This is a genomic window from Streptomyces canus, from assembly GCF_030816965.1.
Lineage (GTDB): Bacteria > Actinomycetota > Actinomycetes > Streptomycetales > Streptomycetaceae > Streptomyces > Streptomyces canus_E.
Genome location: NZ_JAUSYQ010000002.1, coordinates 1,113,104 through 1,139,092 on the forward strand (window position 1 = coordinate 1,113,104; position 25,989 = coordinate 1,139,092).

20 protein-coding genes and 1 pseudogene are annotated in these 25,989 nt (G+C 71.1%); 13 read left to right on the forward strand and 8 right to left on the reverse strand.

Annotated features, from left to right (window positions below; all coding sequences use genetic code 11):
* Positions 1 to 20: 20 nt before the first annotated feature.
* Positions 21 to 1,510, reverse strand: a pseudogene (locus QF027_RS06060) (FUSC family protein).
* Between the two features lie 199 nt (positions 1,511 to 1,709).
* Here QF027_RS06060 and QF027_RS06065 point away from each other — a divergent pair.
* Positions 1,710 to 2,186 (forward strand): Lrp/AsnC family transcriptional regulator, encoded by a 477-nt coding sequence (locus QF027_RS06065; protein ID WP_057609780.1) that lies wholly within the window; start codon positions 1,710 to 1,712, stop codon positions 2,184 to 2,186.
* A gap of 20 nt (positions 2,187 to 2,206) precedes the next feature.
* The gene (locus QF027_RS06070) at positions 2,207 to 2,896 is read left to right on the forward strand and encodes an HAD family hydrolase (protein WP_307073150.1); all 690 of its coding nucleotides are present in this window, start codon (positions 2,207 to 2,209) and stop codon (positions 2,894 to 2,896) included.
* Between the two features lie 40 nt (positions 2,897 to 2,936).
* On the opposite strand, the gene QF027_RS06075 is transcribed toward QF027_RS06070, so the two are convergent.
* The 3 genes from QF027_RS06075 to QF027_RS06085 all read right to left on the reverse strand — a co-directional run bounded on the left by QF027_RS06075 (position 2,937) and on the right by QF027_RS06085 (position 7,899).
* Positions 2,937 to 4,352: an FAD-binding oxidoreductase gene (locus QF027_RS06075; RefSeq protein ID WP_307073151.1), complete on the reverse strand. Its 1,416-nt coding sequence runs from the start codon at positions 4,350 to 4,352 to the stop codon at positions 2,937 to 2,939.
* A gap of 100 nt (positions 4,353 to 4,452) precedes the next feature.
* Positions 4,453 to 7,131 (reverse strand): ATP-binding protein, encoded by a 2,679-nt coding sequence (locus QF027_RS06080; RefSeq protein ID WP_307073153.1) that lies wholly within the window; start codon positions 7,129 to 7,131, stop codon positions 4,453 to 4,455.
* Positions 7,132 to 7,401: 270 nt separating this feature from the next.
* On the reverse strand, positions 7,402 to 7,899 hold the full coding sequence (locus QF027_RS06085; RefSeq protein WP_307073155.1) for an FBP domain-containing protein: 498 nt from the start codon (positions 7,897 to 7,899) through the stop codon (positions 7,402 to 7,404).
* A gap of 70 nt (positions 7,900 to 7,969) precedes the next feature.
* Between QF027_RS06085 and QF027_RS06090 the strand changes: the two genes are divergently transcribed.
* Positions 7,970 to 8,551: a TetR/AcrR family transcriptional regulator gene (locus QF027_RS06090; protein WP_307073157.1), complete on the forward strand. Its 582-nt coding sequence runs from the start codon at positions 7,970 to 7,972 to the stop codon at positions 8,549 to 8,551.
* 4 nt (positions 8,552 to 8,555) lie between these two features.
* On the forward strand, positions 8,556 to 9,725 hold the full coding sequence (locus QF027_RS06095) for a GDSL-type esterase/lipase family protein (protein WP_307073159.1): 1,170 nt from the start codon (positions 8,556 to 8,558) through the stop codon (positions 9,723 to 9,725).
* Between the two features lie 18 nt (positions 9,726 to 9,743).
* Here QF027_RS06095 and QF027_RS06100 read toward each other — a convergent pair whose 3' ends face one another.
* Positions 9,744 to 10,532: a LysR substrate-binding domain-containing protein gene (locus QF027_RS06100; protein ID WP_307073161.1), complete on the reverse strand. Its 789-nt coding sequence runs from the start codon at positions 10,530 to 10,532 to the stop codon at positions 9,744 to 9,746.
* A gap of 58 nt (positions 10,533 to 10,590) precedes the next feature.
* Here QF027_RS06100 and QF027_RS06105 point away from each other — a divergent pair, with 58 nt between their 5' ends.
* Both QF027_RS06105 and QF027_RS06110 read left to right on the forward strand, forming a co-directional pair.
* Positions 10,591 to 10,974, forward strand: a complete 384-nt coding sequence (locus QF027_RS06105) for a DUF5997 family protein (RefSeq protein ID WP_306985234.1) — start codon at positions 10,591 to 10,593, stop codon at positions 10,972 to 10,974.
* A gap of 75 nt (positions 10,975 to 11,049) precedes the next feature.
* Complete coding sequence (locus QF027_RS06110) at positions 11,050 to 13,221, forward strand: hypothetical protein (protein WP_307073163.1); 2,172 nt, start codon at positions 11,050 to 11,052, stop codon at positions 13,219 to 13,221.
* A gap of 263 nt (positions 13,222 to 13,484) precedes the next feature.
* Here QF027_RS06110 and QF027_RS06115 read toward each other — a convergent pair whose 3' ends face one another.
* Positions 13,485 to 14,351, reverse strand: a complete 867-nt coding sequence (locus QF027_RS06115; RefSeq protein ID WP_307073166.1) for a fructosamine kinase family protein — start codon at positions 14,349 to 14,351, stop codon at positions 13,485 to 13,487.
* A gap of 108 nt (positions 14,352 to 14,459) precedes the next feature.
* Positions 14,460 to 15,686, reverse strand: a complete 1,227-nt coding sequence (locus QF027_RS06120; RefSeq protein ID WP_307082300.1) for an RNA-guided endonuclease InsQ/TnpB family protein — start codon at positions 15,684 to 15,686, stop codon at positions 14,460 to 14,462.
* Between the two features lie 377 nt (positions 15,687 to 16,063).
* Between QF027_RS06120 and QF027_RS06125 the strand changes: the two genes are divergently transcribed.
* The 5 genes from QF027_RS06125 to QF027_RS06145 are packed head-to-tail and all read left to right on the forward strand — an operon-like array spanning position 16,064 to position 21,442.
* Positions 16,064 to 17,398 (forward strand): sugar ABC transporter substrate-binding protein, encoded by a 1,335-nt coding sequence (locus QF027_RS06125; protein WP_307073167.1) that lies wholly within the window; start codon positions 16,064 to 16,066, stop codon positions 17,396 to 17,398.
* On the forward strand, positions 17,395 to 18,315 hold the full coding sequence (locus QF027_RS06130; protein ID WP_306985226.1) for a carbohydrate ABC transporter permease: 921 nt from the start codon (positions 17,395 to 17,397) through the stop codon (positions 18,313 to 18,315). The genes QF027_RS06125 and QF027_RS06130 overlap by 4 nt, the downstream gene beginning before the upstream one ends.
* A complete protein-coding gene (locus QF027_RS06135) occupies positions 18,312 to 19,256 on the forward strand; it encodes a carbohydrate ABC transporter permease (protein ID WP_307073170.1) in 945 nt (314 codons plus the stop codon). Before QF027_RS06130 ends, QF027_RS06135 begins: the two co-directional genes overlap by 4 nt.
* 27 nt (positions 19,257 to 19,283) lie before the next feature.
* Entirely contained in the window at positions 19,284 to 20,192 is a 909-nt protein-coding gene (locus tag QF027_RS06140) for a 5-dehydro-4-deoxyglucarate dehydratase (RefSeq protein WP_307073172.1), read from the forward strand.
* Entirely contained in the window at positions 20,189 to 21,442 is a 1,254-nt protein-coding gene (locus tag QF027_RS06145) for a glucarate dehydratase family protein (RefSeq protein ID WP_307073174.1), read from the forward strand. The genes QF027_RS06140 and QF027_RS06145 overlap by 4 nt, the downstream gene beginning before the upstream one ends.
* A 122-nt stretch (positions 21,443 to 21,564) precedes the next feature.
* On the opposite strand, the gene QF027_RS06150 is transcribed toward QF027_RS06145, so the two are convergent.
* On the reverse strand, positions 21,565 to 22,803 hold the full coding sequence (locus tag QF027_RS06150; protein WP_306986794.1) for an MFS transporter: 1,239 nt from the start codon (positions 22,801 to 22,803) through the stop codon (positions 21,565 to 21,567).
* 205 nt (positions 22,804 to 23,008) lie between these two features.
* Here QF027_RS06150 and QF027_RS06155 point away from each other — a divergent pair, with 205 nt between their 5' ends.
* Both QF027_RS06155 and QF027_RS49525 read left to right on the forward strand, forming a co-directional pair.
* Complete coding sequence (locus tag QF027_RS06155; protein ID WP_307073176.1) at positions 23,009 to 24,064, forward strand: NAD-dependent epimerase/dehydratase family protein; 1,056 nt, start codon at positions 23,009 to 23,011, stop codon at positions 24,062 to 24,064.
* A gap of 137 nt (positions 24,065 to 24,201) precedes the next feature.
* Entirely contained in the window at positions 24,202 to 25,962 is a 1,761-nt protein-coding gene (locus QF027_RS49525; RefSeq protein WP_373432075.1) for an NlpC/P60 family protein, read from the forward strand.
* The last annotated feature ends 27 nt before the right edge of the window (positions 25,963 to 25,989 follow it).

A 25,989-nucleotide genomic window follows, 5' to 3' on the forward strand; every position in this document is an offset into this window, starting at 1 on the left:
ACGGACCTGGCGGCGTGGGTTCAGGCTCCCACCAGCGGCGAGCCGCTCGGCGTGCGCAAGGGCGCGGCCAGCTCCGCGAGCGCCCTTTCCAGTCCGTGCAGATGGGCCAGTGCGGGTTCCTCGGCGAGGGGGCGGTCCGCCACCGGGAGGTCCGTGCCGCCCGTGAGGGCCTCCACAGCGGCCTCCACCCGTCGGCACACGGCGGTCAGGCGGGCGTCGTGCGAGGCCTCGGGGTCGGCCGCGACGGTGACCAGGCCCCGGATCTCCCGGGCGCAGTCGTCGAGGAGGGCGAGGACGCGGCGGGCGCGGCGCTTGCGGGCCGGCATGGGGTTGAGGGGATGGACGAGCGGGGCCACCGAGAGGCGGACCCTGCCGAGCAGTTGCTCCAGTTCGGTCACACACGGACGGCCGGGTCGGCCCCCGGCACTCCCGCGAGGCGGGCCGCGGCCTCGGCGGTGCAGGCGTGGACGCAGCGCAGGGCGCGCTGGATCCAGGCGTCGGTGACGGCGTGGGTGGTGATCGGCAGGACGAACAGCACCGCGAGGACGGCCCCGACCGCGCCCACGCCGGTCTCCGCGAACCGCAGGACCAGCAGACCGGGGTTCAGGACGCCGAGAAGGCCGTAGAGGAGCTCGGCCAGCAGCGTGACCCAGAGCATCATCCATGTGTACGAGACGGCGGCCGTGTAGAAGATGCCGAAGACGCAGACGGCGAGCAGGACGGCCGTGGGCGCGGGCGCCCCGTGCAGCGGTACGGCGACGAGCAGGCCTAGACCGATGCCCATCACCGTGCCGAGGACCCGGCGGAAGCCGCGCACCAGGGTCTCGCCGCGCGAGGTGGTGTTCACGAAGATCCACCAGGTGGCGCCGACGGCCCAGTACCAGCGCTGGCCGGAGATCAGCTGGCCGACGACGAGGGCGAAACCCGCGCCGGCCATGGCCTGGACCGCCTGGCGGGTGGTCGCTCGGGCGAGGCCGGTCCCGGCGGGCGGGGCGGGCGCGGGTGCCGGGGGGAGCCGGCGCTCGTAGCACCACAGGCCGAAGCGGACCGCGGCGGCGGTGAGCAGGGACAGCAGGACGGCGGCGTAGAGCTCGGGCAGTTGGTCGGTGGTCGCGTGCAGGAACTGCGCCACGAAGAAGTTCATGAACGCGAAGACACCGAGGCTGTGCCCGCGTGGGCCCCAGCGCCGGGCGTACACGCCCGCGCCGACCACGGCGAGGAGGAGGAGGTCGCGGGCGACGGGGTGGTCGTGGAGCCCGGCCGCGGCGGCGAGGACGGGCAGGCCGACGGCGGGCAGCAGGGCGGTGGTGAGCGCCTGCCCTCGGACGGTGGCGTCCGTGACGGTGAACAGGGCGAGCAGCGCGGCGAGGCCGCCGGTGACGGCACCGGCGAGCGAGTGTCCCGCGAGGCCGCACACCAGGACCGCGAGGCCGATGCCGAGCACCGCCCGCGCGGCGAAGCGCAACCGGGCCCGGCCCGGGTCCGCCGCCATGAACACCCTCTTCAGCACGTACCGCCCCCTGAAACCCTTGGACACCGGCATGGAAAAGGCGCCGCGGAGTCCGCAGCGCCATCGACGGGCTCATTGCAGCATCCTCACCGCTGTCGGCTCAAGTGAGGTCGAATATGCTGGGCCATCGGCACAGTGAAAGCGGTCCTGGAGCGTCCACCGGCGGGCCAACGGACCAAGGACGAGGAGGCCGTACGCCATGGCCGTGGACGAACTCGACACCCGCATCCTGCGGCTGCTGCTGGAGCGGCCGCGGACGAGCGTGCGGGAGTACGCGCGGATTCTCGGGGTCGCGCGGGGCACCTTGCAGGCGCGGCTCGACCGGCTCGAGCGGGACGGCGTGATCACCGGTACGGGGCCCTCGCTGTCGCCCGGCGCGCTCGGTCATCCGGTGCTGGCGTTCGTGCACATCGAGGTGACCCAGGGGCGGCTCGACGACGTGGGGGACGCGCTGGCCGCCGTGCCGGAGATCGTCGAGGCGTTCTCGATCGCGGGCGGCGGGGATCTGCTCACGCGGGTCGTGGCGCGGGACAACGCGCATCTGGAGGACGTGATCCAGAAGGTGATCAGCCTGCCGGGAGTGGTGCGGACCCGCACCGAGGTGGCGCTGCGGGAGCGGGTCGCGTACCGGCTGCTGCCGCTGGTGGAGTCGGTCGGGCGCGCTGCCCGGAGTTGATCTTTGACATCCTGGGAGCCATGAGCAGGCTCAGCGATATATCGGTCATCTTCGATCTCGACGGTACGCTCGTGGACAGCGAGCCGAACTACTACGAAGCGGGTCGGCAGACCCTCGCCGCGCACGGCGTCCCGGACTTCACCTGGACCGACCACGAGCGGTACGTCGGGATCAGCACGCGGGAGACGGTCACGCGGTGGAAGTCGCTGTACGGGCTGCGGGCGTCCGTGCCGGAACTCCTCGCGGACAAGAACCGGCGCTATCTGGAGCTGTCCCGCACCTCCACGCGCGTGTACCCGGAGATGCGCGAGTTCGTGAAGCTGCTCGCCGATGAGGCCGTACCGATGGCCGTGGCCTCGGGGTCCTCTCCGGAAGCCATCGACACGATCCTGGCCGGGACGGGCCTCGACGCGTATCTCCGTACGACCGTCTCGGCCGACGAGGTCGCCCACGGCAAGCCCGCGCCGGACGTCTTCCTGGAGGCCGCCCGCCGACTGGGTGCCGACCCGGCCCACTGTGTGGTCCTGGAGGACGCCGCCCCGGGCGCCGCCGCCGCGCACGCCGCCGGGATGCGCTGCATCGCGATCCCGTACGTGGCGGCGCAGGCCGACGCCCCTGAGTTCGCCCGCGCCGCTCTGCTCCTGCGGGGAGGCCAGGAGGAGTTCACGGCACGGGCGGCTCATGACTGGCTGGTGCGGAACCGGGGCTGACGGCACAGCGCCCGTCCCCGGCTCCGCCGAGCGAGCCGTCCTACGGCCGCGCCCCGTGCGAGGGCTTCGGTGCCGGCTGGATGTTCTGGTTCAGGCGGAACACGTTGTCCGGGTCCCGGTCGGCCTTGATGCGGGCCAGGCGGTCGTAGTTGCCGCGGTAGCTGGCGCGGACGCGTTCCTGGCCCTCGTCCATCATCATGTTGACGTAGGCGCCGCCCGCCGAGTGCGGGTGCAGGGCGTCGAAGTAGTCGACGGTCCACCGCTTGACCAGCTCGGCGTTGGCCGGATCGGGGTCGACTCCGGCGTAGACGGAGGCCCAGTTGGCGTGGCGGTAGGCCCAGGGGGTCTCGTCCTGGCCCACGTCGTGGGCGGCGCCGTCGATCGGGTAGAGGTGCATGGTCGACTGGACGGTCGGCACCTCGGCGCCGAACTTGGCGTGCAGCCGGACCGCCTCGTCCGGGATGGTCTCGACGAAGTCGGCCCGCCAGTACCACTGGTGGCCGGGCGGGTAGAGCCCGTCGAACATGGCCTGCAGGTCGGGGTGCTGCATGACCATGGGGGCGTGCAGCAGCGGCGCGGGCAGGGCGTCGAGCAGCGGGGCCATCTCGCGTGCCGCGGCCTCGGTGTCGTCGCCGGTGTAGCACCAGACCACGCCGGCCGTCTTGCGGAGCTGGATCTCCTCGGGGAACGGCGGGGCGGGCGGGACGGTGCCGTGCAGGAAGAACCCGCCCAGCTCGCGGGGCGCGTTCAGGATGAACTCCCGGTAGGCGGAGAGGACTTCGGCACTGTCCTCGACGGCCCAGAAGGTCGGCCCGGCGATCACCGTACTGATCTCGTGCAGCCGGAAGACGAACGAGGTGACGACGCCGAAGTTGCCGCCGCCGCCCCTGATCGCCCAGAACAGGTCGCTGTTCTCGTCGGCGCTCGCCCGTACCCGGCGGCCGTCGGCGAGGATGACGTCGGCCTCCAGCAGGTTGTCGATGGTCAGCCCGCAGCTGCGGGTGAGGTGACCGAGCCCGCCGCCGGTGGCGAGGCCGCCGACACCGGTCGTGGAGACGATGCCGCTGGGTGTGGCCAGGCCGTGCGCGTTGGTGGCGCGGTCCACCTCGCCCCAGACACAGCCGCCGCCGACCCGCACGGTGCGCGCTTCGGGGTCGACCCGGATGTCCTTCATGGGTGACAGGTCCGCGACCACTCCCCCGTCGACGGTGCCGAGTCCGGCGCCGTGGTGCCCGCCGCCCCGCACGGCGAGGGGAAGGCCGTGGGCACGGGCGAAGCCGATCGTGCGGGACACCGCGTCGCCGTCGGCACAGCGGGCGACGAGGGCGGGGCGCTTGTCGATCATCGCGTTGTAGACGGTACGGGCCTCCTGGTAGCCGGCGTCCTCGGGGCCGATGAGCTCCCCGGTGAATCCGGTCAGCTCACGACGTGCGGCCTGGGCGGGCGTGCTGGACATGAAGTCCCCCGTTTCCGAATCGGGTAGATTCGTCCGTTCTACTCGCGTCACACCGCAGTGGGTATCCGTGACCGTCACCCAGGTCGGCACTCCGGGGTACCTAGCTCGGGGAGCCGCCGGGCAGCAATCCGAGTTCCGCCGCGCGCACGGCGGCCTGGCGGCGGCCCGGCGCGTCGAGTTTGTCGAGCACCGCGCGCACATGGTTGTCGATCGTGCGGACCGACACGACGAGCCGGGCGGCGATCTCCGCGTTGGTGAGCCCTTCGGCGAGCAGCCGTATGACCTGGAGCTGGCGGTCGGTGAGGCCCGCGGGGTTGTCGCGGGTGGCGGCGAGGGGGCCGCGCGGGACGTGGCGTACGCCGAGCTCTCGTAGCTCGACGCGCAGCAGGTGGGCCGCCGGTTCGGCGCCCAGTGCGTCGAAGGCGGCCAGGGCCTCGAGCTTGACGGCGGCGTCCGGGCTCTCGGCGAGCGCGGCGGCATGTTCGTAGGGACAGCCCGCGGCCTGCCAGAGCGCGGCGGCCCGACGCCATTGCCCGCGCGCCTGAAAGGCGTACGGATGGTCGGAGTCGTCCGGTGGGACGCGATGACCCGCCTTGGTGAGCCAGTAGCCGAGTTCGGGCCGGTGGGGGGCGCCCGGCAGCCGGCTCGCCTGGGCATGGACGGGCGCGACCGCCTCGATCACCCCCTTCGCGTCCCCGCGCAGCCAGGCCGACTCCGCCCGTGCCACCGCCACCGGTCCGGTGCGCTGCAGCTCCTTCGTCCCTACGGCGATCTCCCAGGCCTCGCTGAGGAGATCGTCGGCGCCGGGGAAGCCGCGGCGGATGCGGACCCGGGCCAGGACGGTCAGGGCGGGACAACGGGCCGGGATGAAGTCGTGCATGCCGTACTCGGCGTGCTTCTCGGCGTCGTCCCAGTCGGCGGCGGCGAGTCTGCGCATGGCGAGTTCGACGTGGAGGTAGTTGAGGAAGCCCAAGTGCTCGGCGCGGTCGGCGAGTTCCATCGCCGGGGGCAGAAACCTGTCGGCCTCGTCGTACTGGAGGTTGTCGAGCAGGGTCCAGATGATGTTGGCGTAGGAACGGCAGGCGTGCTCGACCTCGCCGGCGGCGAGCGCGACGTCGAGGCTCTCCTCCAACTCGGCCCGCCCGCCCGGGTCTCCGGAGCGCCAGCGGGCGGTGCCCACATTGTTGAGGGCGTGCGCGAGGATCGCCGGGTCGTCCGCCTTGCGGGCCAGGGTGATGGCGCGCTCGCCGTGTTCGACGGCTTCGGCGTAACGCTCGGACAGCATGCGCAGCTGGGCGGTGTTGCTGACGGCGAGTGCCAACAGGCGGTCGTCGCCCGCGTGTTCAAGCACCGCCACCGCCTCTCGGGCGGCTTCCTGGGCCTGGTCGGCGTTGCCGGCCCACCAGTGGATGCGGGACAGCCAGCGCAGGTCGGCGCCGAGGGCGAGGGTGTCGCCGAGGGCGCGGCGCAGGGCGACGGCCTCGCGCTGGGCGGCGACGGCGGCGGCCGAGTCGGCGATGGTGTAGCTCTCGACGGCGTAGCGTTCGAGCAGGTCGGCGAGTTCGGCGGGGGCGTAGCGGTGCCGGTCGCGCAGGACGAGCCGGAGCTGGGCGGCGGCCTCGCGGTGGGCGCCCGTGGAGGCGGCGTCCTTCGCCGCGTCGGGGCCGTAGCGGGCGATGGCGTCCTGGTCGCCGGCCTGGGCCGCATGGTGGACGATCCGGGCGGCGTCGGATCCGGGTCGGGCGACGAGAGCCGCGAGAACGGCCCGGTTGAGGCCGATGCGGCGGGCGGCGGGCAGGGAGTCGGCCACGGCCCGGCGGATCAGCTCGTGCCGGAACGCCACCCGTTCCGGGGTGACGGTGAGCAGGCCGCGCTGCTCGGCGGCGGCCAGGACGGACACGCCGTCGGTGAGCGGGCCGTGCCGGTCCGCCGCCAGGGCGGACACCCCGGTCGCGAACGGACCGGGTTCCTGCGGCGCCGGGAGGGACGTCCCGTCCGTGAGCAGCGCGTCGACCAGCGAGCGTTCCACGGCCGAGGGAACGACGGCCAACTGCTCCAACGCGTCCACGGTGGCGCCGGGCAGACCTCGCAGCCGGGCGAGCACGGCGTCGACGACGGTCGGGGGCACCCTCCCGGTGCCACCGGCGGCGACGATCTCGGCGACGAAGAAGGGGTTGCCGTTCGTGACGGCGTACACCTGGGCGGGGTCGGCGCGGCCGGCGCTGAGGGTGCGTACGGCGTCGAGGGACAGGCGGGACAGCGGCAGCCGGTGCACGCGGGGCGCCCGGGACACCTGGCCGAGCAGCTGCCGTAGGGGATGCTCACGGCTCAACTCGTCGTCCCGGTAGGTCAGGACGATCAGGGCGGGCAGCCGTTCCATCCGCCGGACGAGGAAGCGCAGGGCGTCCAGGGAGGCCTCGTCGGCCCAGTGGACGTCCTCGACGACGAGTACCGCTCCGCGTAGTTCTTCGAGCAGCGCCTCGTGGACGCGATGGCGGTCGCCGCCCGCCGTCACGGCACCGGCCAGTTCGCCGCCGACGCTGCCGATCAGGTCGCGGAAGGGGCCCAGCGGCCTGCGGGTGGCGAGGTCGTCGCACTCGCCGACGAGGATCCGGGTGCCGTCCGGCAGATGGCCGGGAAGGGCCTTGACCAGGCTCGACTTGCCGATACCGGCCTCTCCGAAGACGAGCACCACGGATCCGGCCCCGTCCGCCGCCTCCCGCGCGGCCGAGGCCAGTCGCGCCAGCTCGGGCTCCCGCTCGAGGATCCCCCACTCCACGCGCCCGATTCTGCCACCGGGGACGCCGGAAGGCCCTGCTCCACCGACCTTCCGATTCCCTGGGCGCGACTCCGAGCACGTCGTCGAGGTCGGCTGTGGTTCGGCAGGGACGGAGGGGGCGGGTTGTATGGGCGTACGGCTTCGGCGCGAGGGCGCGGGGAGCGCGACTCCGCGACTCCGCGACCAGCCACGATGTGCCGCATCCTGGGTGGCGCCGGGGCCGCTCACCCCGGCGAACGGTCGAGTGAGCTCCCCCAGGGCGCGGGCGTCTTACACGGCTCCCGTCACCTTGGCGACGAAGGCGGCGAGGTTCGTCACCGTCCGCCGGATCTTCTCGTCCAGGGTGAGCGTCTCGTGCAGCCGCGCGCCGGCGCCCGCGTCTTTCTTGCCCCGCACATACAGCGAGCAGGCGAGGTCGTCGCACATGTAGGCGCCGACCGAGTTGCCCTGCTGCCCTGCCTTGCCCGCCCTCGGCGCGACCATCAGGGAGACCCCGCCGGAGTGGGTGGTCAGGCACAACGAGCACATGCTGCGCCGCGTCTGCCAGGAACCGGCGGTGGAGCCGCGCAGCGCGAGGGCTGTCGGACGGCCGTCCAGCGCGGCCACCAGGTAGCCGCGGTCGGGGGCCTGCGGATCGCGCCAGCCGAGGAAGTCCAGGTCCTCCCACGGACGCTCGGCCAGGTCACGCGGCACGGACAGTCGCTTCGCCTCGCCCTTGGTGCAGTTCACGAAGGCGGCACGGATCTCTTGCTCGGTCAGCGGTTCCATAGCCTCACGCTAGTTTGCCTAAACACTTTAGGCAAATGCATAATCGTTCCCGGCAAACGAGAGGACTGCTATGGCACGGGTTGGGCTGACCGCGGAGCGACTGGTCCGAGCGGGCGCGGAGCTGGCCGACGAGGTGGGCTTCGAGCAGGTGACCGTCTCGGAGCTGGCCCGGCGGTTCGGCGTCAAGGTCGCGAGCCTGTACTCGCACGTGAAGAACTCCCAGGACCTCAAGACCCGGATCGCCCTGTTCGCCCTGGAGGAGCTCGCCGACCTCTCCGCCGACGCCGTGGCCGGACGGGCCGGCAAGGACGCCCTCACCGCCTTCGCGAACGTCTACCGCGACTACGCCCACGCACACCCCGGCCGTGCCGCCGCCGCCCGGCTCAGGCTCGACCCCGAGACCGCGGCGGCCAGTGCGGGCGTACGGCACGCGCAGATGACGCGGGCGATCCTGCGCGGCTACGACCTGCCCGAACCGGACCAGACCCATGCCGTACGGCTGCTGGGCAGCACCTTCCACGGCTACGCGAGCCTCGAGGGGGCAGGAGGGTTCAGCCACAGCTCCCCCGACTCCGAGGAGTCCTGGACACGGATCCTGGACGCCCTCGACGCGCTGCTGCGCAACTGGCCCACCCCTCCTTCGACAGGCTGAGGACATGCACGACTGGATCACCACACCCGTCACCGCCGACCTGCTGCGCGGCGCCCTCGACGTGGAGCACACCGAGCACGGTGTGCTGCCGCACCGGCTGCCCGCCCGCGCCCGTGCCCAGAACACCGACGGGCAGTTGGCGATGGCCGAGTCCCAGCCCTCCGGGGTACGGCTGGTCTTCCGGACCCGGGCCACCGCGGTGGAGCTGGACGCGCTGCCGACCAAACGGACCTACGTGGGTGCGCCGCCCCGGCCCCACGGCGTGTACGACCTGGTTGTCGACGGCCGGCCGGCCGGGCAGGGCAGGGTGCTCAGCGGCAATGTCATCACCGTCGACATGGCCGCGGGGACGTCCGAAACGCGGCCCGGGCCGCACGGCACCGTCCGTTTCGACGGGCTGTCCGGCGAGGTCAAGGACGTCGAGATCTGGCTGCCGCACAACGAGACCACCGAGCTGATCGCCCTGCGCACCGACGCCCCCGTCGAGACCGCGCCGCCCACTGATCGCCGGGTGTGGCTGCACCACGGCAGCTCCATCAGCCACGGCTCCGACGCGGCGAGCTCCAGGAACACCTGGCCCGCGGTCGCCGCGACGCTGGGCGGGGTGGAGCTGATCAACCTGGGCCTGGCCGGGAGTGCGCTGCTCGACCCGTTCACCGCGCGGGCCGTACGGGACACACCCGCCGATCTGATCAGCGTCAAGATCGGTATCAACATCGTCAACCACGACCTGATGCGGCTGCGCGCCTTCGGTCCCGCGGTGCACGGCTTCCTCGACACGATCCGCGAGGGCCACCCGGACACGCCGCTGCTGGTCGTCTCGCCCATCCTGTGCCCGATGCACGAGGACACCCCGGGGCCCTGCTTCCCGGACTTCAGCGAGCTCGGCGAGGGCAGGCTGCGATTCAGGACGCTGGGCGACCCGGCGGAACGCGCGAGCGGGAAGCTGACCCTCCAGGTGATCCGCGAGGAGCTGGCCCGGATCGTGAAGCAGAGGGCCGCCGAGGACCCGAACCTGCACTACCTCGACGGGCGCGAGCTGTACGGGGAGAACGACTCGGCGGAGCTGCCGCTACCGGACGGCCTGCATCCGGACGCGGCGACGCACCGGCGGATGGGGGAACGGTTCGCGGGGGCGGTGTTCGGGTCCGACGGTGTGTTCGGCAGCGACTGAAGCGGCAGGCCGAGAGAGCTAACCCCTGCGCTTCGGCTTGCCGCGTCGGGCGCCCGCGCCCTTTGAGCCGCCGGACCCGCCTCGGAAACCCTTGGCGGCGCCGGAGGATCCCCGTGCCGCGCCCTTCCCCGCACCCGCCGCGGGCTTGCGGCCGGCGCCCTTCTCGGGCCGTTGCCTGCGCTCCGGCTCAGGCTGGGTGCGACCCCGTGAGCTGTTGACCGTCCGCCCCCGGACGATGCCGATGAAGTCCTCGACCATGTCCGTCGTGGCGTCCTCCCGCCAGGACAGGGCGATGTCGGACTGCGGGGCGTCGGTGACCGGGCGGTAGGTGAGGTCACGGCGGTGGTGGAGGCGGGCCAGCGACTGGGGGACGACGAGGACGCCGATGTTCGCCGCCACGAGCTCGATCGCGTCCGCCGTGGTGACGGGGCGTTCGAAGGCCGGTTCGCCGGGCGGCTGGTCCCAGCCGATGACGTCGTCGAGGGGGTGGAGGACGACCTCGTCGGCCAGGTCCTCCAGGGTCACCTCCTCCGCCGCGGTCACCACGTGGTCCTTGGGGACCACGACGACCGACGTCTCGGTGTAGAGGGGGATCGCGCTGAACACCGTACGGTCGACCGGCAGCCGTACGAGACCGGCGTCCGCGCCGCCGTCGCGCAACACGTCGGAGGCCTCCGCGGCGCTCACCTGGAGGAGCTCCAGGGGGACGTCCGGCAGGCGCTCGTGCCAGATCCGCACCCACTTGGCGGGCGTCACCCCGGGGACGTACGCGAGCCGGAAGGAGGGGGGTTCTGGCGAGTCTGTCACGCGGCAAGGTTACCCACTGTGGTCGGAGGCCTCGTGCGCGGCCGATAGTCTGGACTCCATGAAGTCGCACCAGAGCACCCAGACGATGAAGCCCGCGACCGCGGCGAAGAAGCTGGGTGTGTACCTCCCCGCCACCCCCTCGGAGTTCCAGGAGGGCGTGGTCTCGCGCGCCGAGCTGAACGAACTTCAGGCCAATCCGCCGCAGTGGCTCCAGGACCTGCGCCAGAACGGCCCGCACCCCCGCCCGGTCGTCGCGGCCAGGCTGGGCGTCTCCATCGCGGGCCTCGCGCGCGGCGGGGTCACCGAGCCCCTCACCACCGAGCAGATCGAGGCGCTGCGGCAGGACAGTCCCGAGTGGCTCGAGAAGGAGCGCGCCACGCAGGCGGAGGTCCGCAAGGAGGCGGCGCGCGTCAAGGAGAAGAAGCAGGGCCAGGAGTCCTGACACCAGGGCCCGCGGAAGACCAGGGCCCCGAAAACTACGGTGCGCCGGGTCGAACACCTCTGCGACCATTCCGGAATGGTCCACCGTCTGGAACGCCTGGTCATCCGGCACACCCTCCGTCTCCCCTCCCCCGCGGGTCCCGCCGGGGAAGGCGCCGTCGCGGCGCGGCAGTTCGACGCCGCGCTGATGTCCGTCGGCTTCAAGCTGTCGGCGGACGCGCTCAGGCACCTGTCGGGGCTGTCGGAGGCCACGGTCGTCGACACCGCCGTGGGCACGCTCGCCACCGTCCGCGAGATGGCCGGCGACCATGTGCGGCACAACGTCTACTTCAAGGACTTCCCGGCGAACGTCCCGGACACCTTCGAGTTCTGGATGCGCTGCGTGCGCGAGGCCCTGGACGACGGCAAAGCCCGCGCCGGCGTCCTCGCCCAGCTGCGCAACGGCGTGATCAACCTGCTCACGCTGCCGTCGTACGGCAACTACCAGCACACGTACGACGAGATGCTCGCCGCGCACGACGAGCTGACGACCGCGGTGGGCGACCGGCTGACGGTCCTGCACCTGGGCGGCGCCCTGGACGACGAGGTCACCGCCCTGTATCTGGCGCTGGCCGGCAGCACCACGCCGCTCGGCGACGAGCACCTGGCCGACCTCAAGGTGCTCGCCGAGTACTGCGCCGACGGGCCCCAGCCGGACGAGATCCCGGTGCGGGAGAACCGTGCCTTCGTCAACGAGGCCCGGCTGAAGGCGGGTTCGGGCCTGCTGCTGGACACCGTCACCGATGTGCTGCGGCTCGCCTGCGCGTTGTCGGACGGGGATGTGTCCCTCCAGGAGCCGACCCGGTTCCGCGCGCTGTCGCGGCCGGTCCGCCGGGCCCTGCTCGCGGGGCTCGACTCGGTCGTCGCGGCGGCCCCGGCCAAGCTCGCCGACGTCCTCGCGCACCGCGAGGCCTTCAAGCGGCTCGGCGAGCGTCTGCACCCGCACGAGTACCCCCAGTGGCCGCGTGCCGCCGAGGTGTTCGCCGTCGCCCGGGGCGAGATGAAGGCGTACACCTTCGACGCGCGCATCGAGGCACTGCTCGGTGCGGACGACGTCACCGGGGCCGCGGAGCTGCTCAGGTCCGCGCCCGGCAGGCTGTTCCGTGCGCTGGACCGGCTGCTGCGTACCGCGCGCACGCAGGAGGAGCGGGACGCCGTGGTGGCCGCCGTCGAGCAGACCGCCTCGGAGGTCTCCGGGCGGGTCGTGCTGTCGGTGCGTGAGTATCTGCAGAACCGGGCCGCGGAGACGGGCCGGAAGCGGGTGTTCATCAACCGTCTCGGCCGTGCGCACGTCGCCGACGACACGCGTGCGGCCGTACCGGAGGCGGACCGGGAGCGTCTGATCGCCGCGCTCGACGCGGAGATCGGCCGCCGACTCCCGTCCCCGGAGCGGCTGTTGGTTGGCCCCGACGTCCTCGACGTGGCGCTTCCGCTCAGCGGGCGGGCCACCTCGGCCGGGCTCGGTGTGCTGCCCCGTGGCTCCGTCTCGCCGGTCGACGGGGAGCTGCTGCGGTTCTTCGTGTACTGGAAGCAGGCGCAGCGGGTCACCGACTACGACCTGTCGGCGCTGCTGCTGGACGCGAACTACGACTCGGTGTCGTGGCTGTCGTACACCAATCTCAGCGAGGTGGAGGGCGAGCACTCCGGTGACATCATCAACGCCCCTGACGGCGCCTCGGAGTTCATCAATCTGCGGCTCGGTGCGGTGCGGGGCACGTACATCGTGCCGGAGGTCAACATCTTCTCCGGGGAGAAGTTCGAGGAGGCCGAGGAGTCGTTCTTCGGATTCATGCTGCGCGAGGCCGAGCAGAAGGGGCAGCCCTTCGAGGCGCGTACCGTGCGGATGAAGTCGGAGCTGCGCGGGCCGGGCCGGGTGGCGCTGCCGCTGGCGTTCCGGCGTGCGGACGACGGGAGTTGGCACGCCAAGTGGCTGCACCTGTACCTGAAGGGGCGTCCGGCGTACAACCGCGTCGAGGGCAACCAGGCGTCGGTGGCGACGCTGCTGCGTGCCATCGTGGAGCGTGAGCAGCTGACGGTCGGGTATCTGACCAGGCTGATGGCGAACGGCGGTACGGACGTGGCGGCTTGGGACGCCGAGTCGGTGCCGGACGAGCCCGTGACGTACATCGGACTGGAGCGTCCCGAGGGGCTGCACCCGGACTCGGTGGTCATCACCCCGGAAAATCTGCGCGACTTGATCCCCGAGTGACTGTTAGCGTGTGTCGCGGCGAGGCCATGAAGGGGCTTCCTTCTCACCGGTTTCATCACCGGGCCTCCAAAGCTCCAGCCCTTTCGCTTTCCTCGCCGCCGACATCGCACCGGGAAGCACCCGCGGGTCACCGCGGCCGTGCCGCCCGTGGCGAGGCCATGAGGAAGCTTCCTCCTCAGCGACTGCCCCTCGGGGCTTGAAATCAGCTCCCTCGCTTTCCTCGCCTGCGATGTCACAGGCTCAGGCGGCCCGGACCGGTGCGCTCACCGTTCCAGGGCCGCCTTCGCCGTGCTGAGGGCCTGTTCCGCGTAGCCCCGCCCGAACAGCACGGCGTGCACCAGCAGCGGGAAGAGCTGGTGGAGCCCGATGCGGTCGGACCAGCCTTCGGCGAGCGGTGCCACCTGTGCGTAGCCGCGCAGCACCTCGTCCAGGTGCGGGCAGCCGAAGAGGTGGAGCATCGCGAGGTCGGTCTCGCGGTGGCCGCCGTGCGCGGCCGGGTCGATCAGCCAGGCGTGGCCGTCGGCGCCCCATAGGACATTGCCGTTCCACAGGTCGCCGTGCAGCCGGGCGGGCGACTCGGCGGGGCCCGCGAGGTCGGGCAGCCGCGCGCAGAGCCGCTCGATCACCTCTGCCTCCGAGAGCGTCATCGTGCCGTCGTCCACCGCACTCCGCAGATACGGCAGCACCCGGTGCCCGGCGTACCACTCCGGCCACTCGGAGCCTTCGACGTTCCGCATCGGAGCTCGCCCGATGTACGCGTCCCGTGGGCCACCAGGCGGCGCCGAGCCGAAGGCCGGCGCCCCGGCGAGGTGCAGGCCGGCCAGCGCCCGGCCCAGGTCGAGCGCCGCCTCCCGGTCGGGCCGCCCCCGCGCGATCAGGTCCGTCACCAGCCAGTGGCCGTCCTGGCCGTACACGACCGGTACCCGGACCGTGCCTGCCCCGGCCAGCCAGCACAGCCCCGCCGCCTCCGCCCGGGCCTCCTCGAGACTGTCGGCGCGTTTGACCATCACCGTCCGGCCGTCATCGAGGACCACCTCGGCCAGCGCGCCGGACAGCGGACGCTCATCCGTCGCCGTACGGCCGGTGAGCCGCTCTGCCGCCGTACCCGGGCCGTCGCTGTCGTCGTACACCTGCGTCTCCCTGATCACTCACGCCACCGGTTTCCCACCAGCGTGCCCGAGGGGCTCGTGCACAGCCTCTTTGAATCCTCCCCCTCGTGGGCGAGGGGGATTTCTGGCTCAGGCTGCCTGGCGGAACAGCGTTCCGTCAGGTCTTGCGCCGTCAGCACCAGCCGGGTTGAGACCAGCCCGGGCCAGCATCACGCGGGCGGAGTTCTTGTCTCTGGGCGAGACGGTTCCGCACGCGGCGCAGGCGTAGGTTCGTTCGGACAGTGGTAGTGCGTGCTTGGTTCTCGCTCCGCACTGCGCGCAGTCCATCGTGGTGTGCGCGGGATGGACCAGGTGCACGATCCTGCCGTGCTTGCGGGCCATCTCCAGCAGGGCCTTCTTGGTGGCGCCGATGGCGGCATCGGCTGCCTTCCTCGCCATGGTCGACTTCGCGAGGAACTTCGGGCGGAAGTCCTCCACGGCGATGGCGTCGTGGTCGGCCACCACGCGCTTGGCCCACTTGCGGCCGGTGTCCTGGCGTTGCCGCGACACCTTCTTGTACGCCTTGGCCCGAAGCTTCTTCGCCTCGCGGTAGCTCTTGGAGGCTGCCTGTCCCCTGGCGGGTCGGCGGCGGCCCATCATGCGGTCGTACCGCGACAGCTTCGCCTGGGCCTTCTTCCCGTGCCCGGCGTGGGGGAGATCGTGGGTGTCGCTGGTGGTGGTCGCGGTCTGGCTGACGCCCCAGTCGATCCCGATCACCTGGCCGGTCTCGGGCAGCGGCTGGACTTCGGCGGGCACGACGAACGAGGCGTACCAGTGCCCGAGGCTGTCGCGGAACACGCGCACCGAGGACGGTTCGGCGGGAAGGTCCCGCGACCACACGACCGTCAGGGCGATGTTCCCGGCCAGGTGCAAACGGCCGTCCTTCAGCCGGAAGCCGCGCTTGGTGTAGTTCAGGCTCGGGTCGGCCTCACGCTTCTTCCTGTACTTCGGCATCCCGGCCCGGCGATGCTGCGGCAGACGTTCGCGGATGTCCTTGTGCGCCTTCGCGCGGGACGTGCCGAAGTCGCGGATGATCTGCTGCTGGGGAACCGATGAGCCCTCACGCAGCCACAGCGTCGTCGCGCGGGCTTCGGTCAGCATCGTGTCGAGCCGGGCCGGACCGCACGTCGCCTGGTCCGCGTCTTCGGGTCGGTTCTTGTTCCACAGGTGGGTCTGCTTGGACTTGGCGACGCACTCGTTCCAGATCCACCGGCACCGGTCCCACTCCGCCAGCAGCGCACGCTCGGCGGTCGACGACACCCGCAGCCGGAACGTCCACCGGGCATGCCCGGCATCCCCGGCCCCGGCCCCCTTCACTACCGACACGACATCCCCCCTCCCGCACCCGGCCCGATCGCCCCGGCTTCGACAAAGAGACCGTACGTGCGATATGCGCACACCCGTACCTGCACTACGGCGAAGCCACCCCAACCGGCGAACACCGGCACACCCGTTCGCTTTCCGTCTCCGTCGGCGGCCTTGCGGGCGCTCCGCGCCCCAGGAGACCGGACACGGCGACGCTCAGCGTCGCCGCCACGGGATGCGATCCCTCCCCGGCGTGAACGCCGGCGCATCCTCGCAAGAGTCAGGTGAAGACTCCCAGCCATGTCTTGACATACAGAAGAAACGATCCGTAGCTTGGCCGATCATTTAGATTCGTGAAGCGGGTTCACGGATATGAACGGAGAGTGTCCATGGGCGATCGCCGACGACGACGCTGCCTGGCCGCGGCGGCCACCGTCGCGGGATTGATGTTCGCGACGGCCGCCTGTGGCTCCGGCTCCGACCGCGCGGGCAGCAGCGATCCGAACACGCTGGAGGTCTGGACCCGGAGCAATCCGGACTCGGCCGCCACCTACGACCGGGTCTTCGCCGCCTTCACCAAGAAGACCGGCATCAAGATCGACTACCAGCCGGTCATCAACTTCGACCAGCAGCTCCAGAGCCGGGCGTCCACCAAGGACCTGCCGGACGTCATGATCAACGACACGGCGCTGATGGGCAGTTACCAGAGCCAGGGCCTGCTCAAGCCGATCGACCCCGCCTCGATCGCGGGCGGCGACCGGATCACCGACAAGTCCTGGTCCTCCACGGTCGGCATCGACGGGAAGCACTACGGCATCCCGTACTCCCGTCAGGCCCAGGCCCTGATGATCAGGACCGACTGGCTGAAGAAGCTCGGGCTGAAGGCGCCGAAGACCTGGCAGGAGATGCTCTCCGTCGCCAAGGCCTTCGCCACCGAGGATCCGGACGGCGACGGCAAGGCCGACACCTACGGCATCGTCGCACCGGCCAGCGCCCAGAACGGTTACGCCGCCTGGTGGGGCGCGAGCTTCCTGTGGCAGGGCGGCGCGCAGATCATCGAGGCGGACGGGAAGGGCACGTACACCCCGGCCATGGACTCGGCCGCCGCGGTCAACGCCGTGACCTGGATGAAGGACAACCTCTTCTGCGGCAAGAAGGGGGTCGTCCAGCCCGGCGCGATCACCGCCGTCACGGCGACGGCCACCAACTTCCAGGACGGCAACGCCGGGATGTACATGACCGGCCCGTACAACATCACCACCTTCGACGCCACGCCCGGCAAGGACACGTACGAGGTCGTCCCGGCCCCCGCCGGCCCGGCCGGCGGCGATGTGCTGGCCGACGGCGAGAACGTCTACCTCGGTGCCAAGACCGGCAAGGACGAACAGGAGCTGGCGCTGGCCTCGTTCCTGGTCTCGGCCGAGGGCCAGAAGATCGCCATGACCAGCGTCGACGGCCACCAGCCCGTCGTCCGTATCCCCGTGAACTCCACGCTGGACGCGGCGAAGGTCAGGAACGACGCCCGCTGGAGTGTCGTACAGAAGGCCTACGAGGACGCCTCCGAGCAGTTCCCGAACGCGCCGGACTTCGCCCCGATCAAGCAGGACACCGCCGACGCGCTGAACGCGATCTTCACGTACTGCGGCGGTGACGTCCGCTCACAGCTCAAGGAGCTCAACGACACCCTCGCCGGTGACCTCAAGGACCAGGACCTGTTGAAATGACCGCTACCGTTCCCGCCCCCGCGGCGCGCAAAGGCATGGGCAGGAGGGCCTTCGACAAGAAGGCCGTCGTCCCCTGGCTCTTCCTGGCTCCGGGTCTGCTGCTCGCCCTCGTCTTCAAGTTCTGGCCGATGGCCAAGGGCATCTGGCTCAGCTTCTTCGACGTCAGGCCCTTCCTCGGCGACAAGTGGATCGGCCTCGAGAACTACAGCCGGGTCCTGACCGACCACCGCTTCCAGGACGCCATCGGGCACACCCTGATCCTGGGCATGGGCCAGTCGGTCGGCGCGATCCTGCTCGGGTTCGCCCTCGCGCTGCTCCTCGAGGGCCAGGCCCGCTCGCTGAAGTTCCTCCGTACCGCGGTCTTCCTGCCCGCCGTCACGGCCACCGCGGTCGTCGGCGAGCTGTGGCGGCTGATGTACTACCCGACCTCCGACGGCCTGCTCAACAGCGGCCTGCACTTCTTCGGACTCGGGACCGTCCAGTTCCTCGACAACCCCGACATCGCGCTGTACTCGACGATGGTGATGGGCATCTGGATCTGGGCGCCGTACAACATGGTGATCTTCCTCGCCGGTCTCGCGGGCGTGGACCGCTCGCTGTACGAGGCGGCGGCGATGGACGGTGTCTCGCTGTGGCAGCGGCTGCGCTTCGTCACGCTTCCCGCGATCCGTCCGGCGCTCATGATCGTGCTCACCCTCGCCACGATCCGCGGGCTGCGCGTGTTCACCGAGGTCTACGTCCTCACCGGCGGCGGCCCCGCCGGGTCCACCGATGTCTGGATGACGCGCGCCTACACCCTGGGCTTCACCCGCAACGACATCGGCGGCGCCTCGGCGGCCTCGGTCGTCCTGCTCTGCGTGACGCTGCTGCTCACCGTCCTGGTCAACCACCTCCGCACGAGGGGAGAAGCGCGATGAGCGCCCCCGTCATCGACCCCGTCCGGCCGGCGGCACCTGACACCCCGGCCGGACGGATCACCAAGGCGCAGCGGACCATTCCGGCCCGCTTCGACACCGCCCTCGGCTGGAACGACCGGCCCGGTCTCGCCTGGGCCCTGCGCATCCTGCTCTGTCTGATCGCCCTCGCCGTCTTCGCGGCGCCGTTCCTGACGATCTTCTCGGGCGCCTTCACCGCCAACCCCAGCGGATCCTCGCTGTCGTTCCTGCCGCACGACAGCACGCTGCTGAACTTCAGGGTGGCGGGCGAGCGCGGTATCTGGGACTACCTCGGCAACTCCCTGGTCATCGCGGGCGGCGGGCTGCTGCTCCAGCTCGTGGTGTGCACGCTGGCCGCGTACGCGCTGGCGCGGCACCGGTTCCGTGGCCAGGCACTGATCATGATGCTGTTCATGATGACGCTGATGCTGCCCGAGGAGGTGATCGCGATCCCCCTGTCCCTGGTCCTCGGTGACGTCCCGGTGGTCCACCTGGACCTGAAGGGCACCGTCTGGGGTGTCATCCTGCCGCTGGGCGCCTGGGGCTTCTCGGTGATGATGCTGACCGAGTTCATGCGGGACATCCCCGCCGAGATCGAGGAGGCGGCCCGCCTCGACGGCGTCGGCGAACTGCGGATGCTGTGGCAGATCATCCTGCCGCTGTGCAAGCCCGCGCTGGGCGTGGCCGGGGTGCTCGGTTTCATCATGATCTGGGACCAGTACCTGCTGCCCCTGATCGCCTCCAAGGACCCCACCGACTACACGGTCACCGTCGCCCTGTCCATCCTGCGCACCGACCCCGAGGTCGGCTCCGGGGTGGTCCTGGCCGGTGCGGTCATCGCCCTGATACCCAGCCTGATCGTCTATCTGCTCCTCCAGCGCTCCCTGGTCACCGGCATCGCCGCCGGTGCCACGAAGGGCTGACCCCGACCCCCCACGTTTGAGGGAGACATGAAGTTCCAAGGAGTGCTGTTCTTCCCGGTGACGCCGTTCACCGCGGACGGCTCGCTGGACGAGGAACGGCTCGCCCAGCACATCGACAGCGGCGTCGCGGCGGGTGCGGGCGGCGTGTTCGTCGCCTGCGGCACCGGTGAGTTCCACGCGCTGACACCCGACGAGATCGAGCGGGCCACCCGGGTCGCGGTCGAGACGACCGCGGGCCGGGTGCCCGTCCTGGCCGCGGCCGGCGGCCCCACCCCGGTCGCCCGCGACCAGGCCGCCCGCGTGGCGCAGGCCGGCGCCGACGGCATCCTGCTGCTCCCGCCGTACCTCGTGACGGCTCCGCAGCAGGGTCTGGTGCGCTACGTCGAGGAGGTCACCGCCGCGAGCGAGCTCCCGGTGATCTTCTACCAGCGGGGCACCGCCCGACTTACCGAAAAGACGGCCGCCGAGATCGCCGCACTGCCCAGGGTCGTCGGCCTCAAGGACGGCCTCGGCGACATCGAGCGGATGCACCGCATCGTGCGCGCGGTGCGTGCCGTGCCGGGCACGGAGGACTTCCAGTTCTTCAACGGCCTCCCGACGGCGGAGATGACCGCGCCCGCCTATCAGGGCATCGGCGTCCCGTTGTACTCCTCCGCCGTGTTCGCCTTCGCGCCCGAGATCGCCCTCGCCTTCCATCGGGCACTCGCCGCGGGCGACCGACCGCTTCTCGACACCCTCCTCGACGAGTTCTACGGCCCCCTCGTCCAGCTCCGCGACGAGGTGCCGGGGTATGCCGTGGCGCTCGTGAAGGCGGGAGTGGCTCTGCGGGGACTGGACGTCGGTGGCGTACGGGCGCCCCTGGTCGATCCGGCCCCGGAGCACATCGCGCGCCTGTCCAAGCTCATCGACCACGGCCTGGAGGTGGTCGGCGCATGAGCGACCCGACTCGGATCAAGGAGCTGATCGTCACCCCGATCGCCTTCCGCGACCCGCCGCTGCTCAACTCCAACGGCGTCCACGAGCCCCTCGCCCTGCGCACCATCCTCCAACTCGTCCTCGAGGACGGCACGGTGGGCCTCGGCGAGTCCCCCGGCGGCGTGGCCCGCCTGGAACGACTTGAGGCCGCCGCGAAGGTCGTCGCCGGCATGGACGTCTTCGACACGACCGCCCTCGGCGCCGCGATCGACGCCGCTCTGCTGCCGACCGTGCCCAGCTCCCACGAGCGCGGCTGGACCACGTCGGCGGTGGAGGTGGCCTGTCTCGACGCGCAGGGCAAGCTGCTCGGCCGCCCGGTCAGCGACCTGCTCGGCGGGACGGTCCGGGAGTCGGTGCCGTTCGCCGCGTATCTCTTCTACAAGTGGGCTGAGCACCCGGCCCTCGACGGCCGCGCCGCCGTCGGCGACGACTGGGGTGAGGCCCTGGACCCGGCCGGCATCGTGGAGCAGGCCCGGCTGATGCAGGAGCGGTACGGGTTCAGGTCGTTCAAGCTGAAGGGCGGTGTCTTCCCGCCCGACGAGGAGATCGCCGCGATCAAGGCACTCGCGGCGGCCTTCCCCGGGCAGCCGTTGCGCCTGGACCCCAACACAGCCTGGACGGTGGAGACTTCGAGGTACGTGGCCCGTGAACTCGACGGTGTCCTGGAGTACCTGGAGGACCCGACCAAGGGCATCGAGGGCATGGCGGCGGTGGCGAAGGACGCTCCCATGCCGCTGGGCACCAACATGTGCGTGATCGCCTGGGAGCACCTGAGGCCCGCGATCGAACAGAACGCGATCCAGGTGCTGCTGACCGACCACCACTACTGGGGCGGCCTGCGCCGCACCCGTGAACTGGCCGCCGTCTGCGAGGCGTTCGGGCTCGCCCTGTCCATGCACTCCAACTCGCACCTGGGCATCAGCCTGGCCGCCATGACCCATGTGGCGGCGGCGATCCCGAACCTCGACCACTCCTGCGACACGCACTACCCGTGGAACTCGGCGGACGACGTCGTCCTCCCCGGTGTCCTGGAGTTCCGCGACGGCGAGGTCAAGGTGCCGACCGGACCCGGCCTCGGTGTGGAACTCGACCACGAGGCCCTGGCCCGGCTGCACCGCCTCTACCTCGACTCCGGTGTACGCAGCCGCGACGACACCGGATACATGCAGCGGTTCCAGCCCGACTACGAGCTCAGGCTTCCCCGTTGGTGACAGGCCCTGCGTGAGACAGGCCGCCCGGCGAACACGGGCGGCCTGTAACGGTGGTGAGCGTGGTTCATGGTGTCACCGGGCGAAGCGGGTCCAGGGTCTGCGGCCAGGCGGTGCGCCGATGGTCACGCCGCTTCCTTGAGGGGCACATCCTCAGGGACGGGCGGCTGACGCCGCGGCATGAGCAGCACCGTTCCGGCGGCCAGTGCGACGGTGACGCAGCACAGGTTCATCATCGTCACGACACCCAGCGCCTCGCTCAGCAGTGAGCCGGCCAGCATGCCCGACAAGGAGGCCGCCGCCTGCAGAAACCCGTTGGTGGCGCTGACCCTGCCCAGCACGGCGTCAGGGGTGTGACGGGCGACGAACGTCCCGCTCGTGATGGCGAAACAGACCATGGGCGCCCCGATGGTGAGGAACAGTACGGCGCTCCACCCGATCACAGGGGTGTTGAAGGTCGCCGCGAAGGCCACGGCGAGCGCGGCGAGGGAGCCCACCAGCACAGTCCGGTCGGCGTACCGCCGGGCGAGTGCGCGGCTGAGCGGCACCCCGAGCAGGAACCCCGCACCGAAAGCCCCGAAGAGCAGGCCGAGGATCTGTGGTGAGGCGTGCAGGACCTGGTCCATGTACGGGATGAGGCCGACGTTCACGGCGGACGTGGCGATCGCGAAGAGAGCACCGGCTGCCGCCAGCGCCGCCAGCCACGGGCTGTGGCGCATCTCGGCGACTCCGTCGCCGATCTCGGCGGCCAGCCTGCGTACCTGCCCGCGCCCCGCTCCGGTGCTTCGGCACACCGTCGCCCGCGGCCGGTAGCGGACCATCGTGAGGCACAGTGCCGAACACGCGTAGCTGATCGTGTCGATGGCGACGACTGCCGTGAAACCCAGGCCGCCGTACACGGCCCCGCCCAACGGGCCGCCGACGAGCCGGATGGAGCCGGCGATCAGGGCGCTCAGGGAGTTCGCCGAGTGGAGGTCGCCCTCCCGGCCCACCAGTTGCGGGAGCAGGGCGGCGGAGGCCGGGTTGAACAGCTGGCTCAGGGACGCTTCCAGGACCAACGCGACGTAGATCAGCCACACTTCGCCCGGACGGTCCACCCACAGCATCAGCGAGACCGCCACCATGCGGCCCAGGTCCGCGGCGATCATGACGCGCAGCCGGTTCCAGCGGTCGACGAGCGCCCCGGCCGGCGGACCGAGGACCAGTGCTGGGACCGTTGCCGCGGCCAGCGAGAAACCCGAGGCCATGGCGGAGCCGGTCAGCTCCAGGACGTAGTACGGGACCGCGAGGAGCAGGAACCAGTCGCCCAGGTTGGACAGCAGTTGACCGGACGCGAGAAACCGGTAATCCCGGATCCGCAGCACACTGAACAAGACCGTTTCCTGGGGATGGAGGCCGGAGAGGAAAGCGAACGGTGTGAACGTACAGGATGTACAGAACGTACGGTAGACAGCAGGCGTCGCATGACGTTCCGCCATCCCTCTCGCCCCCACGGATCGGCTGCATAAGGGCTCCCTTTGAAGATCCACCGGTGCTTCAATGTCACCCCCGGGGTGGAGGAGCGAGGGCATGGGTGCGGAGTCGGGCAGCGTCCTGGTGACCGGCGGCAGCGGTTTCGTCGGCAGCCATCTGGTACGGCGGCTGCTGGAGCGGGGTTACGAGGTGCACGCCACCGTGCGCAGTCTCGCGAACGCGGCGAAGGTGCGGCCGCTGCGGCAGATGGAAGCGGAGTTCCCCGGCCGGCTCACGCTGTTCGAGGCCGACCTCCTCGACGAGGGCTCCTTCGGCGAGGCGATGGCAGGCTGCCGCGTCGTCTTCCATGTCGCCTCGCCGTTCTTCATGCCGGAGAAGATCAAGGACGGCCAGAAGGACATGGTCGACCCGGCCCTGACCGGCACCCGCAACGTCCTGGCCGGCATCGAGCGGACGCCGACGGTCGAACGGCTGGTCTTCACCTCCACGGTCGGCGCGATCTTCGGCGACTACTCCGACGTGCGGGACATGGACGGGCAGGTCCTGTCGGAGAAGTACTTCAACACCAGCAGCACGGTCGAGAACAACCCGTACCACTACGCCAAGACGGTCGCCGAGCGCGCGGCCTGGGACGCGGAGGCCGCGCAGGACCGCTGGCGCATGGTGTCCGTCAACCCCGGCCTGATCCTGGGCCCTTCACTCGCGCCCGCCTCCGAGTCCGGCAGCCTCTTCCTCCTGGAGGAACTCTTCAAGGGCTACTTCTTCTACGGCGCCCCCGACTTCAGCTTCACCACGGTCGACGTCCGTGACGTGGCCGACGCGCACATCTCGGCGGCGGAGAAGCCCGACGCGAAGGGCCGTTACATCCTGGCCGCGCCGACGATGACGTCGTTCCACGAGATGTCCCGCATCATCCGCACCCGCCACCCCCGCGGCCTGCGCATCCCGCGCACCGCGCTCCCGCACTGGCCCGTGCGCATCCTCGGCCCCGCCTTCGGACTGACCCAGGACTACATCCGCAAACACCTCGGCATCCGCTTCAAGGTGGACAACAGCCGCAGCGTGAACGAACTGGGCCTCGTCTACCGCCCGGTCGAGGAGACGATCCTCGACCACTACGAGGCGTGGCTCTCCCACCAGGCAAAACGCTGATCCGCACCGGGAGAACCCGCTCGCACGCGACGAAGGTCACAGTTACATCTCACGCTTTTCACACTTCAACCTTCACGGGAGCCACACAAGTTGGCTAAGTTGACGGCGAGCAGCACGACGGAAGGGGCACGTCTTTCATGGCGCCGGATCGAATTTCGCGCAATGGAGGGTTCAGCCTCCCGGCCAAGCGCAACTCCGCACTCGCGACGGCCGCCATCGCTTCCGCGGCCCTCCTCTCGCAGACCGGGAACGCCGCCGCGGACGAGGGGCCGAGCCACGACGAGGTGAGCCGACGGGTCACCAATCTCTACGACCGGGCCGAGACCGACTCCGGTACGTACAACGCCACGCGCGCGGCCCGAACGGCCTCCAGCACCCGCGGCCGTACCGGTCCGGCGACCGGCGGCGGGCGCAGGACCGGCGGCGATCCCGCCCTCGACGACATCGCCAAGCAGTGGTACGGCGCGGCCCGCGCGAAGACGGGCCCGACGATCGCGGCGACCCTGCCCTCCGACCGCGTTGCCGCCCGCCCTGCCGAGACACGTCGCCAGCGCCCGTCGGACGCTCCCTCGGCACGCGAACCGAAGCCGGCCGAAGGCGCCATGCCGGAACTGACCGCCGCGCCCATGCTCGCCCTGCCGAGCGCACCGGAGACGGCACCGGCCGCGCTCACCGCCGCGCCGGCCCAGTCACCTTCGTGGGCACCGGAACGGGCCTCGCAGAACCTCACCGGCACCGGCGAAATGCCCGCCTTGGGCAGCCCCCAACTCGTCACCGGGGTGCCTGAGTACACGCCGCGATCCGTCGCCGGGGTCCCCGAGTACACCACCCAGCCTGTGACCGTGGCTCCCGAGTACACCGCCCAGCCCGTCACCGGCTTCCCGGAGTACACCCCGCAACCGGCCGCCGCGACCTCCGATTACCCCTCGCAACCGGCCATCACGGCCCCCGGCTTCACCACGCGACTCACTGCTGGGGCCCTCGAGTACACCGCCCAACCCGCCACCGGCTTCCCGGAGTACGCCCCGCAGGTCAGCGCGGGACACCCCGAGTACAGCCCGCAGATCGGCACAGGGCTCCCCGACCACACCGGGCAACTCGTCACGGGACTGCCCGAGTACACCGCACAAACCACCACCGGGTTCACGGACTACAGCGGCCAACTCGGCACCGGGACACCTGAATACACCGCACAGACGACCACGGGCTTCCCGGACTACGGCGACCGACTCACCACCGGCATACCCGAATACGCCGCACAGGCCACCCCGAGATTCCCCGAGTACACCGCACAGAACACCACAGGCTTCGCCGAGTACTCCGCGCAACCCACCACGGCTCACCCCGAGTACTCCACACCCCTCACCGCGCCCCTCGCGACGATCGCACCCCCGCCGGCCGACACCGTCCAGACCGTCCCGGCCGCCCTCCAGAACATCCCGGCCATCCCGGCCCCCCGCGCCCCCGAACCGGACTGGCAGGCACCCCAGCCCGCCGCGGCCCCCAGCGTCGACCTCCCCACCGTCGACCCCGGTTACGACTCAAAGGTCATCCAGGTGCTCGCCTTCGCCCGCTCCCAGATCGGCAAACCCTGCGTCTGGGGCGCGGCGGGCCCGGGTTCGTACGACAACTCCGGCCTCACCCAGGCCGCCTGGAAGGTCGCCGGCGTCTCCCTCCCCCGCACCACCCTCGGCCAGGCGAGCACCGGCACGGCGGTATCGCTGTACGCCATGCAACCCGGCGACCTCGTCTTCTTCCACGACGACTTCAGCCACGTGGGCCTGTGCACCGGCAACGGCATGATGATCCACGCGCCGGGCCCGGGCGCGTCCATCCGCGAGGAGTCGATCTACCCGACCGGCGAGTCGATCATCCGCGGCGCGATACGGCCCGTCTGAGACGCCACAAAGCACACCACGGCACTC

Bases quoted from the DNA above. Each gene is read 5' to 3' on its own strand.
- QF027_RS06065 (WP_057609780.1), top strand. From the start codon at position 1,710: ATGGCCGTGGACGAACTCGACACCCGCATCCTGCGGCTGCTGCTGGAG.
- QF027_RS06070 (WP_307073150.1), top strand. From the start codon at position 2,207: ATGAGCAGGCTCAGCGATATATCGGTCATCTTCGATCTCGACGGTACG.
- QF027_RS06075 (WP_307073151.1), bottom strand. From the start codon at position 4,352: ATGTCCAGCACGCCCGCCCAGGCCGCACGTCGTGAGCTGACCGGATTC.
- QF027_RS06085 (WP_307073155.1), bottom strand. From the start codon at position 7,899: ATGGAACCGCTGACCGAGCAAGAGATCCGTGCCGCCTTCGTGAACTGC.
- QF027_RS06090 (WP_307073157.1), top strand. From the start codon at position 7,970: ATGGCACGGGTTGGGCTGACCGCGGAGCGACTGGTCCGAGCGGGCGCG.
- QF027_RS06095 (WP_307073159.1), top strand. From the start codon at position 8,556: ATGCACGACTGGATCACCACACCCGTCACCGCCGACCTGCTGCGCGGC.
- QF027_RS06105 (WP_306985234.1), top strand. From the start codon at position 10,591: ATGAAGTCGCACCAGAGCACCCAGACGATGAAGCCCGCGACCGCGGCG.
- QF027_RS06110 (WP_307073163.1), top strand. From the start codon at position 11,050: ATGGTCCACCGTCTGGAACGCCTGGTCATCCGGCACACCCTCCGTCTC.
- QF027_RS06125 (WP_307073167.1), top strand. From the start codon at position 16,064: ATGGGCGATCGCCGACGACGACGCTGCCTGGCCGCGGCGGCCACCGTC.
- QF027_RS06130 (WP_306985226.1), top strand. From the start codon at position 17,395: ATGACCGCTACCGTTCCCGCCCCCGCGGCGCGCAAAGGCATGGGCAGG.
- QF027_RS06135 (WP_307073170.1), top strand. From the start codon at position 18,312: ATGAGCGCCCCCGTCATCGACCCCGTCCGGCCGGCGGCACCTGACACC.
- QF027_RS06140 (WP_307073172.1), top strand. From the start codon at position 19,284: ATGAAGTTCCAAGGAGTGCTGTTCTTCCCGGTGACGCCGTTCACCGCG.
- QF027_RS06145 (WP_307073174.1), top strand. From the start codon at position 20,189: ATGAGCGACCCGACTCGGATCAAGGAGCTGATCGTCACCCCGATCGCC.
- QF027_RS06155 (WP_307073176.1), top strand. From the start codon at position 23,009: ATGGGTGCGGAGTCGGGCAGCGTCCTGGTGACCGGCGGCAGCGGTTTC.
- QF027_RS49525 (WP_373432075.1), top strand. From the start codon at position 24,202: ATGGCGCCGGATCGAATTTCGCGCAATGGAGGGTTCAGCCTCCCGGCC.